Origin of the sequence: Streptomyces sp. NK15101 (assembly GCF_020400725.1) — a bacterium.
GTDB lineage: Bacteria > Actinomycetota > Actinomycetes > Streptomycetales > Streptomycetaceae > Streptomyces.
The window spans coordinates 14,672-28,482 of the sequence record NZ_JAINVG010000095.1; the positions used below are offsets into that span (position 1 = coordinate 14,672).

The 13,811-nt window shown below is 74.3% G+C and carries 10 protein-coding genes; 8 read left to right on the top strand and 2 right to left on the bottom strand.

What is annotated here, in order from left to right; translation table 11 throughout:
- Positions 1 to 9: 9 nt before the first annotated feature.
- The 3 genes from mmsA (at position 10) to K7G60_RS33020 (ending at position 5,217) form a co-directional block, all read left to right on the top strand.
- A complete protein-coding gene (mmsA, locus tag K7G60_RS33010; protein ID WP_225804643.1) occupies positions 10 to 1,512 on the top strand; it encodes a CoA-acylating methylmalonate-semialdehyde dehydrogenase in 1,503 nt (500 codons plus the stop codon).
- A gap of 175 nt (positions 1,513 to 1,687) precedes the next feature.
- Positions 1,688 to 4,354, top strand: coding sequence for an alpha/beta fold hydrolase (locus tag K7G60_RS33015; RefSeq protein ID WP_225804644.1), 2,667 nt, complete (start codon positions 1,688 to 1,690; stop codon positions 4,352 to 4,354).
- Positions 4,351 to 5,217 (top strand): ABC transporter permease, encoded by an 867-nt coding sequence (locus K7G60_RS33020; RefSeq protein ID WP_225804645.1) that lies wholly within the window; start codon positions 4,351 to 4,353, stop codon positions 5,215 to 5,217. Before K7G60_RS33015 ends, K7G60_RS33020 begins: the two co-directional genes overlap by 4 nt.
- A gap of 22 nt (positions 5,218 to 5,239) precedes the next feature.
- Here the strand turns inward: K7G60_RS33020 and K7G60_RS33025 are convergent, their stop codons facing one another.
- Complete coding sequence (locus tag K7G60_RS33025) at positions 5,240 to 5,959, bottom strand: DNA-binding response regulator (protein WP_225804646.1); 720 nt, start codon at positions 5,957 to 5,959, stop codon at positions 5,240 to 5,242.
- 215 nt (positions 5,960 to 6,174) lie between these two features.
- Here K7G60_RS33025 and K7G60_RS33030 point away from each other — a divergent pair, with 215 nt between their 5' ends.
- The 4 genes from K7G60_RS33030 to K7G60_RS33045 all read left to right on the top strand — a co-directional run bounded on the left by K7G60_RS33030 (position 6,175) and on the right by K7G60_RS33045 (position 11,749).
- On the top strand, positions 6,175 to 7,773 hold the full coding sequence (locus K7G60_RS33030) for a von Willebrand factor type A domain-containing protein (RefSeq protein ID WP_225804647.1): 1,599 nt from the start codon (positions 6,175 to 6,177) through the stop codon (positions 7,771 to 7,773).
- Between the two features lie 33 nt (positions 7,774 to 7,806).
- Positions 7,807 to 8,289 (top strand): DUF1772 domain-containing protein, encoded by a 483-nt coding sequence (locus tag K7G60_RS33035; protein WP_225804648.1) that lies wholly within the window; start codon positions 7,807 to 7,809, stop codon positions 8,287 to 8,289.
- Between the two features lie 301 nt (positions 8,290 to 8,590).
- Positions 8,591 to 9,532: an AfsR/SARP family transcriptional regulator gene (locus K7G60_RS33040; protein ID WP_225804649.1), complete on the top strand. Its 942-nt coding sequence runs from the start codon at positions 8,591 to 8,593 to the stop codon at positions 9,530 to 9,532.
- A 189-nt stretch (positions 9,533 to 9,721) separates the two neighbouring features.
- A complete protein-coding gene (locus K7G60_RS33045) occupies positions 9,722 to 11,749 on the top strand; it encodes a helix-turn-helix domain-containing protein (RefSeq protein WP_225804650.1) in 2,028 nt (675 codons plus the stop codon).
- Between the two features lie 13 nt (positions 11,750 to 11,762).
- On the opposite strand, the gene K7G60_RS33050 is transcribed toward K7G60_RS33045, so the two are convergent.
- Complete coding sequence (locus tag K7G60_RS33050) at positions 11,763 to 13,037, bottom strand: transposase (RefSeq protein WP_225804651.1); 1,275 nt, start codon at positions 13,035 to 13,037, stop codon at positions 11,763 to 11,765.
- A 404-nt stretch (positions 13,038 to 13,441) separates the two neighbouring features.
- Between K7G60_RS33050 and crcB the strand changes: the two genes are divergently transcribed.
- The coding region (gene crcB / locus K7G60_RS33055; protein ID WP_225804652.1) for a fluoride efflux transporter CrcB at positions 13,442 to 13,811 on the top strand (370 nt) is incomplete at its 3' end.

Sequence of the window (13,811 nt, forward strand, 5' to 3'; positions counted from 1 at the left end):
TAACTCGTCATGACGAAGAGCGTCCACCACTGGATCGGTGGCAAGACCGTCGAGGGCACGTCGGGCAACTGGGGCCCGGTCACCGACCCGGCCACCGGCGCCGTCACCACGCAGGTCGCCCTCGCCTCGGTGGAGGAGGTCGACGCGGCCGTCGCCGCCGCGAAGGACGCCTTCGCCACCTGGGGCACCTCCTCCCTCGCCCAGCGCACCACGATCCTCTTCAAGTTCCGCGCGCTGCTCGACGCCAACCGCGACGCGATCGCCGAGCTGATCGTCGCCGAGCACGGCAAGGTCCACTCGGACGCGCTCGGCGAGGTCGCCCGCGGCCTGGAGATCGTCGACCTGGCCTGCGGCATCACCACCCAGCTCAAGGGCGAGCTCTCCACCCAGGTGTCGAACCGCGTGGACGTGGCGTCGATCCGCCAGCCCGTCGGCGTCGTCGCCGGCATCACGCCCTTCAACTTCCCGGCCATGGTGCCGATGTGGATGTTCCCGATCGCCATCGCGACCGGCAACACCTTCGTCCTCAAGCCGAGCGAGAAGGACCCGTCGCCGTCCCTGAAGATCGCCGAGCTGCTCGCCGAGGCGGGCCTGCCCGACGGCGTCTTCAACGTCGTCCACGGCGACAAGGTGGCCGTCGACCGCCTCCTGGAGCACCCGGACGTCTCCGCGATCTCCTTCGTCGGCTCGACCCCGATCGCCAGGTACATCCACACCACCGCCTCCGCCAACGGCAAGCGCGTCCAGGCGCTCGGCGGCGCCAAGAACCACATGCTGGTCCTCCCCGACGCCGACCTCGACGCCGCCGCCGACGCGGCCGTCTCCGCGGCGTACGGCTCCGCCGGCGAGCGCTGCATGGCGATCTCCGCGGTCGTCGCCGTCGGCTCCGTCGGCGACGAGCTCGTCCAGAAGATCCGCGAGCGCGCCGAGAAGATCAAGATCGGCCCCGGCACCGACCCCACCTCCGAGATGGGCCCGCTCATCACGGCCGTCCACCGCGACAAGGTGGCCTCGTACGTGAAGGGTGCGGCGGACGAGGGCTGCGAGGTCGTCCTGGACGGCACCGGCTACACCGTCGAGGGCCACGAGAACGGCCACTGGATCGGCCTCTCCCTCCTGGACCACGTGCCGACCACCGCCAAGGCCTACCAGGACGAGATCTTCGGCCCGGTCCTGTGCGTGCTGCGCGCCGAGACGTACGAGGAGGGCCTCGCCCTCATCAACGCCTCGCCGTTCGGCAACGGCACCGCGATCTTCACCCGCGACGGCGGCGCCGCCCGCCGCTTCCAGCTGGAGGTCCAGGCCGGCATGGTCGGCGTGAACGTGCCGATCCCGGTGCCGGTGGGCTACCACTCCTTCGGCGGCTGGAAGGACTCGCTCTTCGGCGACCACCACATCTACGGCAACGACGGCGTGCACTTCTACACCCGCGGCAAGGTCGTCACCACCCGCTGGCCGGACCCGTCCGAGGCCCCCGCGGGCGTCGACCTGGGCTTCCCGCGCAACCACTGACGGGCCCGTCCCGAGAACGGCCCCCGGGGTGCCCGACAGCACACCTCGGGGGCTTTCCCGCGCCCGCGTACCGCGCCCGCTGTACGCGGACCGTCCTCCGTACGACCTGAGAAGGCCGCCGATCTCCCTCCGTGGGCAGCCGTGTTCCGCGACCGTGCCGCTTAGGCTCGACGCCATGCGACTCCGACTTCCCCGGTGGGCCGCGGTCACCGCCGCCCTCGCCGTCCTCGCGGGTGCCGGTACCTGGACCGCCGTCGCCACGGACGAGGCGCCGCCCGTACGGCGCGCGGACCGGGCCCTCGACATCGACGGGGTGCGCATCGACACCTCGTACTTCACCGACGGCTCCGCCGGCCGGCGCCCCGCCGTCCTCCTCGGCCACGGCTTCGGCGGCTCCAAGGACGACGTCCGCGCCCAGGCCGAGGGCCTCGCCCGCGACGGCTACGCCGTGCTCACCTGGTCCGCCCGCGGCTTCGGCGCCTCCACCGGCGAGATCGGCCTCAACGACCCCGGCCACGAGGTCGAGGACGTGCGGAAGCTGATCGACTGGCTCGCGGCCCGCCCCGAGGTCCTCCTCGACAAGCCGGGCGACCCGCGCGTCGGCGTCACCGGCGCCTCCTACGGCGGTGCGATCTCCCTGCTCGCCGCCGGCCACGACCCGCGCGTCGACGCGATCGCCCCCCAGATCACCTACTGGAACCTCGCCGACGCCCTCTTCCCGAACGGCGTCTTCAAGAAGCTGTGGGCCGGGATCTTCTTCTCGGCGGGCGAGTCGCCCGCGGCCGGCCAGGCCGCCGGGGGCCGCCCCGGGGCCCCGAAGGCCGGCTCCTGCGGCCGGTTCACCGCCGAACTCTGCTCGCTCTACCAGCGCGTCGCCGTCTCCGGGAAGCCCGACCCCGCGGCCCGCGCCCTCCTCGAAGCCCGCAGCCCCTCGGCCGTCGGCTCCCGCATCAAGGCGCCCGCGCTCCTCGTCCAGGGCCAGTCCGACTCGCTCTTCACCCTCGCCCAGTCCGACGCGGCGGCCCGCGCACTCACCGCCAACGGCGCCCCCGTCGCCGTCGACTGGATCGCCGGCGGCCACGACGGCGGCGACCGCGAGACCGAGCGCGTCGAGCGTCGCATCACCACCTGGTTCGACCGCTGGCTGAAGCGCGACGCCTCCGTCGACACCGGCCCCGCCTTCCGCGTCAGCCGCACCGGCGGCGTCGACTCCACGGACGGGCAGGCCACCCTCCGCGCCGCGACCGCCGACCGCTATCCGGGGCTCACCTCCGGCACCACGCGCCTCGCCCTCGGCGGGGCGCCAGGGACCTTCACCAACCCGCCGGGCGCCGCACCGCCCGCCGTGTCGGCCGTCCCCGGCCTCGGCGGCGGATTCTCCGGACTCTCCTCCCTCGGCGTCGGCCTCTCCCTCGACTTCCCCGGCCAGCACGCCCGGTTCGACGCGAAGCCACAGGCCGAGGCCCTGCGGATCACCGGCACACCGACCGTCCGCGTCAAGGTCGCCTCCACCGCCGCCGACGGCTCCGCCGTCCTCTTCGCCAAGGTGTACGACGTGGGGCCCGACGGACGGCAGCAGGTGCTGCCCGCCCAGCTCGTCACCCCCGTCCGCGTCGACGGCGCCAAGGCCGGGAAGAGCGTCACGCTGACCCTGCCCGCGATCGACCACGAGGTGGAGGCCGGACACCGGCTGCGGCTGGTCGTCGCCGCCACCGACCTCGGCTACGCCTCCCCGGTCGTCCCCGCCGGCTACACCGTCGCCGTCGAGGGCCCGCTCACCGTCCCCACCGCGCCCGGCCTCTCCACCCAGGCCGCCGCCCTGCCCTGGTGGGTGTGGGGCCTGCCGCTCCTCGGCCTCACCGGCGCCGCCGCCCTGCTGCTCACCGCCCGCCGCAAGGCGACCGCATCCGTGTCCGACCCCGGACTCGCCGCCGTACCGCTCCAGATCACCGGCCTGTCGAAGAAGTACAAGGGCGGCGACCGGTACTCCGTCCGCGACCTCTCCTTCCGCGTCGAACAGGGCCAGGTCCTCGGCCTGCTGGGCCCCAACGGCGCCGGAAAGACCACCACCCTGCGCATGCTGATGGGCCTCATCAGCCCCGACGAGGGCGAGATCAGGGTCTTCGGCCAGGCCGTCAGGCCGGGCGCCCCGGTGCTCTCCCGCGTCGGCGCCTTCGTCGAGGGCGCCGGCTTCCTGCCGCACCTGTCGGGCCGGGAGAACCTGGACCTGTACTGGAAGGCCACCGGCCGCCCCGCCGAGGACGCCCACGTCGACGAGGCCCTGCGGATCGCGAACCTGGGCGGCGCCCTCGAACGCGCCGTCCGCACCTACTCGCAGGGCATGCGGCAGCGCCTCGCCCTCGCCCAGGCCATGCTCGGCCTGCCCGACCTGCTCATCCTCGACGAGCCGACCAACGGGCTCGACCCGCCGCAGATCCGCGAGATGCGCGAGGTGATGATCCGGTACGCGGCGGGGGGCCGCACCGTGATCGTCTCCAGCCACCTCCTCGCCGAGGTCGAACAGTCCTGCACCCACCTGGTCGTCATGGACCGGGGACAGCTCGTGCAGGCCGGGCCGGTCGCCGAGATCACCGGCTCCGGCGACACCCTGCTCGTGAGCCTGGCCGAGGAGATCGACGACGCCCTCGTCGCGAAGATCGACGCCCTGACCGGCGTCGGCGCGGCGACCCGCGCCGACGGAGGGCTCCTGGTCCGCCTCGACGGCACCGACCCGACCGCCCTCATCGGCGAACTCGTCCGCCTGGACGTGCCGCTGACCGGCGTCGGCCCCCACCGGCGTCTGGAAGACGCGTTCCTGACCCTGATCGGAGGAGCCGCGTGACCGCCACGGCCACCACGCCCACGAGCGCCCCCGGCTACCGGCCCGGGCGCACCCTGCCCCTGCGCGTCGAAGCCCTCCGCCAGTGGAAGCGCCGCCGCACCCTCGTCATGGGCGGCATCCTCGTCGCCCTGCCGTTCGTGCTGATCGCGGCCTTCGCGATCGGTGACCCCGGGGGCGGCGGCCGCGAGGGCCGCATCACCCTGATGGACACGGCGACGGCCTCCGGCGCCAACTTCGCGGCGACCTGCCTCTTCGTCTCGGCCGGCTTCCTCCTCGTCATTCCGGTGGCGCTGTTCTGCGGGGACACGGTCGCCTCCGAGGCGAGCTGGTCCTCCCTGCGGTACCTGCTCGCCGCGCCCGTCCCGCGCTCCCGGCTCCTCGCCTCCAAACTGACGGTCGCCCTCGGCTACAGCGCGGCCGCCATGGTCCTCCTCCCGCTCGTGGCCCTGGCCGCGGGCACGGTCGCCTACGGCTGGGGGCCGCTCCGACTGCCCACCGGCGGCTCGGTCCCCGCCGGGGACGCCCTGCTGCGGATCGGGATCGCCGTCGCCTTCGTCTTCGCCTCCCAACTGGTCACCGCGGGCCTCGCCTTCTGGCTGTCCACCCGCACCGACGCCCCGCTCGGCGCGGTGGGCGGCGCCGTCGGCCTGACCATCGTCGGCAACGTCCTGGACGCCGTCACGGCGCTCGGCGACTGGCGCGACTTCCTGCCCGCGCACTGGCAGTTCGCCTGGATCGACGCGCTCCAGCCCCAGCTGGAGTGGGGCGGCATGGTGAAGGGCACGGCGATCTCCGTGACGTACGCCCTGGTCCTCTTCGCGCTCGCCTTCCGCGGCTTCGCCCGCAAGGACATCGTGTCGTAGCCCCCGGGGCCCTGCGGTCTTCTCATACCCACCCCCTCCGAGCCGCTTCCGCGCCCGCGCGGAAGCGGCTCGTCGTGCCGAGGGCCGCCATCAGCTCGCCCACCCTGCGGCTGTACGTCCGCGCGGACATGCCGAGCCGGGCGGCCGCCGTCTCGTCCGTGACCCCCGACAGGAGGGCGTCGAGCACCGGGCGCAGCTGGGGCGGCAGATCGCACGGCGGCGGCGGGGACGGCGCCGGGCACGTCAGCTCCTCGCCCGCCGCCCAGAAGGCGTGGTGGGCGCGGACGAGGGCCTGCACCACGACCGGGTCCCGGATCAGCAGCAGCCCGTTGTACAGCAGCTCCAGATCGAGCGGGACCGCGGCCACCGTCCGGTCGACGACGATCATCTTGAACGGGATGGCCTCCGCGAGGCGGGCCCGGCCGGGGAACCGGAGCCCGTCTTCGAGCCGGGGCAGGGCATGCCTCGGGACGATCCGTCTGACCTCCTCGGCCCGCTCCACCGCGGCCCGCATGCACGCTCCCGCCAGCTCCAGGAACGGCTCGGGGATCGCGAAGCCCTCGGACGCGACCGGGTCGTCGAAGGTCAGCAGCTCGTGCCGGGTGGAGGCGGCCAGCCCGGCGAGCGCGGCACTGATGCGCCGCGCACCACGGACCGGCCGCCCGGCGGGCCGCTGTCCCTCGGTCGCGGCCCGGTTCATCGCCGAACGGGCGAGCATCACGGAGCCCGCGCTCTCTGCCACCGCTGACCACCCCCGCCCGATCGATGTCCACTCCATGTACGCATGTGACTGCACACGGTGACAACCCCTGTTGAAAAGGATGGCGAATCCATGCCACGCCGCTTCACCCGTGTCGCCGTTGCCGCATCGAGATCCATCCGCAACTCCTTCGATTGCTCCCCGCGGGCCTCCCGTTCGTCACATTCACAAGTGACCGACGAAGAGGGGGAGATGAGATGGAACGACAGCACGAGGGCCGGGACCGGCGCCGCGGGGCCCGTTTCCCGGCCGTGGTCGCGGCCCTGCTCGCGGCCGGACTCGCCGTCGGCGGCTGCGGCGCGGGCGGCGGGCGCAGCAGCTCCGACGAAGGCCTGAAGAGCGGCGGCCGGACCGCGCCCGCGGCCCCCGACGGCGGCCGCGCCGGGACCGCCGCGCCGCAGGAGGGCGAACAGCGCTCCCCGGCGCCCGCCCCCGACTACCTGTCCACCTTCGCCCTGGACGTGGACACCGCCTCGTACGGCTACGCCCGCCGCACCCTCGCCGAGGGGCGGCTGCCCGACCCCACGACCGTGCGCCCCGAGGAGTTCGTCAACAGCTTCCGGCCCGACTATCCGCGCCCGGAGGACAACGGCTTCAGCGTGACCCTCGACGGGGCCCGCGCCGGGGCCGAGGGCTGGTCCCTGCTCCGGGTCGGGCTCGCCACCCGGGGTGCGGACCGGAACGCCGAACGTCCGCCCGCCGCCCTCACCTTCGTCGTCGACGTCTCCGGCTCGATGGACGAGCCGGGCCGGCTCGACCTGGTCAAGGAGTCCCTCGGGCTGCTCGCCGGCCAACTGCGCGACGACGACTCGATCGCGCTCGTCACCTTCAGCTCCGAGGCGGAGACCCGGCTGCCCATGACCCGGGTCGGGGGTGCCCGCGACCGGATCCGCGAGGTCGTCGGCTCGCTCGGGACGAGCTCGTCCACCAATGTGGGGGCGGGCGTCCGCACCGGTTACGACGTCGCCGTCGAGGGCCACCGGAAGGGCGCGACCAACCGGGTGGTGCTGCTCTCCGACGCGCTCGCCAACACCGGTGACACCGAGGCCGAGCCGATCCTCGCGCGCATCGACGAGGAACGCAGGGAGTACGGCATCACCCTCTTCGGGGTCGGTGTCGGCAGCGAGTACGGCGACGAGTTCATGGAGCGGCTCGCCGACAAGGGCGACGGGCAGACCACGTACGTCTCGAACTCGGCGCAGGCCCGCAAGGTCTTCGTCGACCAGCTGCCCTCCCACGTCGAGCTGCGCGCCCGGGACGCCAAGGCGCAGGTCGCCTTCGACCGGAGGACCGTCGAGAAGTTCCGGCTCGTCGGATACGAGAACAGGGCGGTCGCCGACGACGACTTCCGCGACGACCGGGTGGACGGCGGCGAGATCGGGGCCGGACACACGGTCACCGCGCTGTACGCGGTCAAGACCCGCCCCGGGGCCGCCGGTCCGCTCGCCACCGCGACGGTCCGCTGGCTCGACCCGGCCACCCGGGCGCCGCACGAGCGGTCCGGCGCCCTCGGGACGGCCGCGCTGACCGGGGACATCTGGGGGGAGGGCCACGACAGCCTCCAGCTGACCGCGATCGCCGCCTACTTCGCGGACGCCCTGCGCGGCGGCGACCTGCCGGGCGCCCCGGGGCTTCCGGTGCTCGTGAACCGCGCCGGGGCGATCGCCGACCGGTCCGGTTCGGCGGTGGTCACCGAGCTGGCCGACGCCATCCGGCACGCCTCGGGGCTGCTGGCCCCCGAGGACGAAGAGCCCTCCGGGGAAGGGGAGTCGAGGTCGGGAGACCCCTACAGCTGACGCGCGCGGCGGGCAGCGGGCGACAATGGCCGCATGGCCACCCTGCTGCTCGCCCTCGCCGTCGGAAGCACCGGGCTCTACGCCGGTTTCCTGCTGATCTTCCAGACCGGCATCATGCCCGCCCTCGCCCGCCTGGCGGACCCGGAGTTCGTCACGGCGATGCGCCGGATCAACGAACGCGTGCCGAGGGCCGTGTTCCTCACGGTCTTCCTCGGTGTGGCGGCCTTCCCCGCCGCCGCGTTCCTCGTCCCCGTCGACGGGCGGACGGACACGCAGAAGTGGCTGGTGCTCGCGGGGCTCGTGGCCGCGGTCCTCAACCACGCGGTGACCATCGGGGGGAACGTCCCGCTCAACACGGCCCTCGCGGCGTCGGAGAAGGCGCCGGCCGGCGACCCCGCGGGCGATCCGTCCGCGGTCCGGGCCGCCTTCGAGAGGCGCTGGAACGGTTTCCACCGCGTCCGTACGGCCCTGATCGTCCTCGCGTTCGGACTGCTCACCGCCGCCGCGGTGCTCTAGGGAAACCGTACCCCCGTGCCGGTTTCTGGCGTGAACTCGCGGGTGGCGACCCCCTCCGCATCCACGAGGACCCCTCGAAAGCGTACCTGCGAGTCCGGAAACCGTCTTTCGGCGTACGTAAGATCTGCGCCAGTGACGAGAACCCCACTCCTAGATAACCGGGCAAAGGTGGTGAATCACCCCGATATCCCGGAGTGTCATTCCGTACCCTCCGGTTTCTTATTGACATGGCTACGGGGGTCTTTTCTAATCATCGAGAGTCATCCGCGCGCAGACACCGCACAGGCACTGAGGGGGCAAGGTGGACGTCCGGATTCTGGGGGGACTGTCGGTACGTGAGAACGGGGTGTCGATCACCCCGACAGCGGCCGCGCCCCGGCAGCTGCTCGCCCTGCTCACGGCCAGCGCCGACCAGGTCGTCCCCGTGACGGTCCTGACCGAGGAGCTCTGGCCGTCCGGCGCGCCCCGCGGCGCCCGCGCCGAACTGCAGGCGCACATAGCGGAGTTGCGGGCCCTCATCGCGGGCGCCCTGCGCGGCGCCGCCCCGGCGGAGCCGCGCCCCGGCTGGTCGGACCGGCGCAGCGCCGACGCGATCCTCGTCTCCCAGCCCGGCGGCTACCGCCTCGACACCGGCGGCGGCCCCAACGACGTCTGGCAGTTCGAGCGCGCGGCCGGCGCCGGCTACCGGGCCATGGAGGCCGGCGACCTGTCCCGGGCCGCCCTCCGGCTCGGCGAGGCGCTCGCCCTGTGGCGCGGCGAACCCTACGCGGGCGTGGCCGCCGGCCCCCGGCTCCGCCGGGAGATCGAGCGCCTGGAGACGTCCAGGCTCAGCGTCCTCGACCAGTGGCTGGAAGCACAGCTGGGCCTCGGCCGGCACGCCGAACTCGTCTCCGAACTCACCGGACTCGTCGCCCGCTACCGCACCAACGAGCCCCTCCACGCCCACCTCATGGTCGCGCTGCTGCGCTGCGGACAGCACGACGAGGCCCTCCTCGTGTACGAGCGGCTGCGCGCGGCCCTCAAGGGCGAGAGCGGCATGGAACCCTCGGCGCGGCTCCGCCGGCTCCAGCGCTCGGTCCTGGCCGTGCGGGACACGGCCGGCCGGCCCGCGTACGGCCCCCGGATCCCCACCCAGTACATCTCCAGCCGGCACGTCCCGGCCCCGTACGTCCCCGCCCAGTACGGCACGGCGCAGTACGGCCCCGCACGCCCCCGGCTCGTCCCGGCGGGCTCCGTCGGCTGAGGAACGGCGGGTCCCGCCGGCCGGCCGACGGCGGCGGTGCGCCGGCCGTCCGGCGATGTGACCGCCCATCAGCGGGAATGAAGTGCGGCAGCTCACCGTTGACCGACTCCCGAAGCCGAATTATTTTCGGCGAGCAGTACGGGTTTCCTCCCAGGTGCCCGATTTCGCTCGACCACGGGGGCAGGGGCCATGACATTGCACGGCGCGGACGGAGCCGGTGGTGCCGACGCGCTGCTCACGGTCCTCGAAATGCTCGCCCGGCAGGACCCGCCCGCCCGCTTCGACTCCCTCCTCGACGAGGCCCGGCGGACCGGACTGACCGGCGAGGAACTCCGCCGCCTGGAGCGGGCCGTGGACCTCGCCGGCGAGGTCCACGCCGGACGCGAGCGCGACACCCGCCGCGAGGCCGGACTCGCCGCCCTCACGGACACCGCCCGCGACCTCACCCTCTCCTACGACCTCGACAGCCTGCTGCGCGTCGTCATCCGCCGCGCCCGGCGGCTCCTCGGCCTCGACCTCGCCTACGTGACCCTGCGCGGCCCGCACGGCGCCAGCTACGTCCACACCTCCGAAGGCTCCCGCCCCGCCACCGGCCCCGGCGCGCGCCTCACCCCCGGCCTCCGGATCGCCGAGGGGTACGGACTCGGCGGCGCCGTCCAGCTCCACGGCGGGCCCGTCTGGACCGCCGACTACCTCGCCGACGAGCGCTTCGCCCCCTCCGGTTCCCTCGACGCCGGCGTCCACGCCCCCGCCTTCGACGAGGCCGCCGAATCCGCCCTGCGGGCCGAAGGGATCCACGCGATCGCGGCCGCCCCGCTGCGCAGCGGCGACACCGTCGTCGGCGCCCTCTACGGAGCGGACCGGCGCGTCCGCCACCACACCCCCGAGGAGATCGGGCTCCTCGCGGGCCTCGCCGACCTCGCCGCCCTCGCCGTCGAGAAGGCCGGCCTCCTCGACCGCACCCGAGCCGAGGTCATCGAACTGGAGCGCGACAGCTCCCGGGTGCGCACCAGCCTCGCCCGGATGCGGCACGTCAGCGAGGCCCACGGCCGCATCATGAACCTCGTCCTCGCCGGCGGCGACCTGTGCAACGTGGCCAAGGCGGCCGCCGACGCCCTCGACGCGACCGTGCTGATCCGCGACCCCGGCGGCCGGCCCCTCGCCGCCGCCGGGGACATCCCCGGCCTGGACGAGGAGGCCGTCGCCAAGGCCTCCCTCGACGCCCACGCCCGCCGCCGCCCGGTCCTCACCGACGGCGACACCTGGGTCGCGCCGGTCATCGCCGGCTCCGAGGACCTCGGCGGCCTCGTCATCCGCGCCGCCGGCGGACTCACCGGCGAGGACGAACGCCTCCTCGAACTGGCCGCCCAGTGCGTCGCCTTCCTCCTCCTGATGCGCCGCTCCACCGCCGTCGCCGAAGGCCCCGTCCGCGACGAACTCCTCGACGACCTCATCGCCGACCCGCCGCACGCCCCGCAGCAGATCGCCCAGCGGGCCCGCCGCCTCGGCGTCGACCTGCGCCGGCCGCACGTCCTCGTGCTCGCCCGGCCCGAGGGCGGCGAGCAGGGCCGGGCGGTGGTGTGGGCGTCCTCGTACGCGTACCGCCTCTCAGGCCTCAAGACCGTGCAGGGCGGCTGCATCGTGTTGCTGCTCCCCGGCATAGACGCCTCGGCCGCCGCCAAGGCCGTCTCCGCCGAGCTGTCCCCGCTGCTCGGGCACCCCGTATCCGTCGCCGCCGCCGGCCCCGCCCAGAGCCCGGACGGCGTCGGACGGATGCACCAGGAGGCCGGCCGCTGCCTGGACGCGATGAGCGCGCTCGGCGGCACCGGCTCCGCCGCCTCCGTGCAGGACCTCGGCTTCCTGGGGCTGCTGCTCTCCGACGACACCGACGTCGACGGCTTCGTCGAGTCGGCCATCGGACCCGTACTGGACTACGACGCCGAGCGGTTCACCGACCTCACCCACACCCTGGAGGCGTACTTCGCCTCGGGCGGCAGCCCCTCGATCGCGGCCGAGGCGCTCCACGTCCACCCCAACACGGTCTCCCGCCGCCTGGAACGGATCGGCGAACTCCTCGGCCCCGAGTGGCAGAAGCCCGGACAGGTCCTGGAGGTCCAGCTGGCGCTGCGCCTCCAGCGCACCCGGGAGGTCCTGGCCCGCGGACGCGCGACGGCGGACCCGGCCCGGCAGCCGGGCCCGCCGGAGCGCACCACGTGACCGGACGGGAGTCTCAGCTCGCCGAGCGCCCCGAGCCGTAACCCGGCCCGTAGCCCGTGTCGTACGCCGCGTCCCAGCCGCCGGCCATCACCGTCGCCGCGTGGGCCGCCGACGCCAGCGTGATGTGACGGTGCCAGCCGCGGAACGAACGGCCCACGAAGTCCCGCAGCCCCGCCCCCTCGCCGACCTCCGCGAAGTCCCGCTCCACCCGCCGGCCGAGCTTCGTGATCCGCAGCAGCGAACCGACCGGAGAGTTCGTCAGATCGCTGATCCACACCCGGGCCGGGGCCCGGCGCGGGTCGTCCCACTCGCCGAGCAGCACCAGCGGACGCATCCGCTCCCCGCCGGGCGTGGGCAGCGCGACCCGGACGGCCGTCGCGAGCGAGGTCCGCGAGGTCCGCGCCCCCGCGACCGTGTCGACCCAGCTCACCGGCCGGCGCAGCCCCTTGAGCGAATCCAGGATCTGGACCGCGGACAGCGGGCCCGCTCCGAAGCCCGGCAGCGAGCGGTCGGCGATCGCGAGCCGCGAGCCCGGGTTGATCCGGGCCACCACCGGCACCCCCGCCCCGGCGAGCCGCGTCAGGGCGGCCCGCCCCGCACCGCCCCGGATGTCGAGCAGCACCGGCTTGCGGGTGACGTCGGACCAGCGGGCGGTGTCGAGCGCCGCGGCGACCGCGCACTCCTCCATGGTCTCCTCGCCGGCCTCCTGGGGGACCTCCGCGCGGTCGCGCCGCGTGCGGTCGTTCACCCAGGGGTCCGGCAGGAAGAGCCGCCAGTTGACCGGCACGCTCAGCTCGTCGCTCGCGAACCACACCCCGAACGCCTGCTGCCCGTGGAAGACCTGCCCGCGCTCCGGGTCGAAGCGCCGGTCCACGCCCACCGAGTGCTCCCCGGCCTTCGGGATCGGCATCGGCCGCACCACCCACGCCTGCGGGCAGCTGTGCCGCTCCAGGTACCGGGCGAGCGCGGCCCGCATGGGCTGCCAGTCCCAGGTGGAGCTGGAGACGAAGTGGTGCAGGCTCTGCTCGGCCGCCGGCCCGCCGATCTGGGCGGCGATGTTGCGGATCGACTTGCGGCCCTGCGCGGTGAGCAGGCCGTGCAGGTACTGCTCGGCCTTCAGGCGCTGGTCGCGGCGCGGGAAGCCGGAGAACAGCGCGGCACACAGCTCGGCGTAGACGTCCTCGCGCGAGTCGGCCGCGCCGCCGGAGGACCTGACGACGCCCAGGGGCACGGCCGGGGCGACGGCACCGGCGGTGGTCCTGCGCTTGGTTGCGACGGATGTACTCACGACACTCCTGCCCTCAGGTTGCGCAGCTCCCTCCCGCTGCTCCACCACCCTCACCCGGAGCCGCCCGTGGGGACGAGGTGTACCCGGCACCCGAATCGGCCGCCGGATGGTGACCCGGCCACCGCCCGCCGTGTCTCCGCAGGTCAGAGGCGTCGCCGCCACCTCGTCGCGGACCCCTGGGCCGACACTCCGGAGTACTCCCGGGGGGATCTGACAGATTCGCCGGCCCGGCTTTGACCCGTCGCACGGCGTGGCCGGACCATCGCAGAGCGAGGCTGCACGGGCCGGATCCCGGTTAATGCCCCAGGCCGGGATCCGCGTCCGTGCGCCTCGCCCCGACCCGTCGTCCCGCCCCGCACCCCCGACGGCCGGGCCGGGCCACCCGTCCTCGTAACCTTGGGCGCATGGGGCTGCGCAAGGAACTGCCGGTCGTCGCGGTGGTCGCCGTCGGCGGCGCCCTCGGCGCGGCCGCGCGCTACGGCGCCGGACTCGCCTGGCCCACCCCCGAGGGCGCCTTCCCCTGGACGGTCCTCACGGTCAACGCCACCGGCTGCCTGGCGCTCGGCGTCCTCATGGTCCTGCTCACCGAGACCACCACCGCCCCGCACCCGCTGCTCCGGCCCTTCCTCGGCACCGGCTTCTGCGGGGGGTACACCACCTTCTCGACGTACGCCCTCGACACCCGGCGCCTGTTGGGCGCGGGCGACCCGGTGCGCGGTCTGCTCTATCAGGGCGGAACCCTGCTCGCCGCCCTGGCCGCCGTCGTGGCGGGCG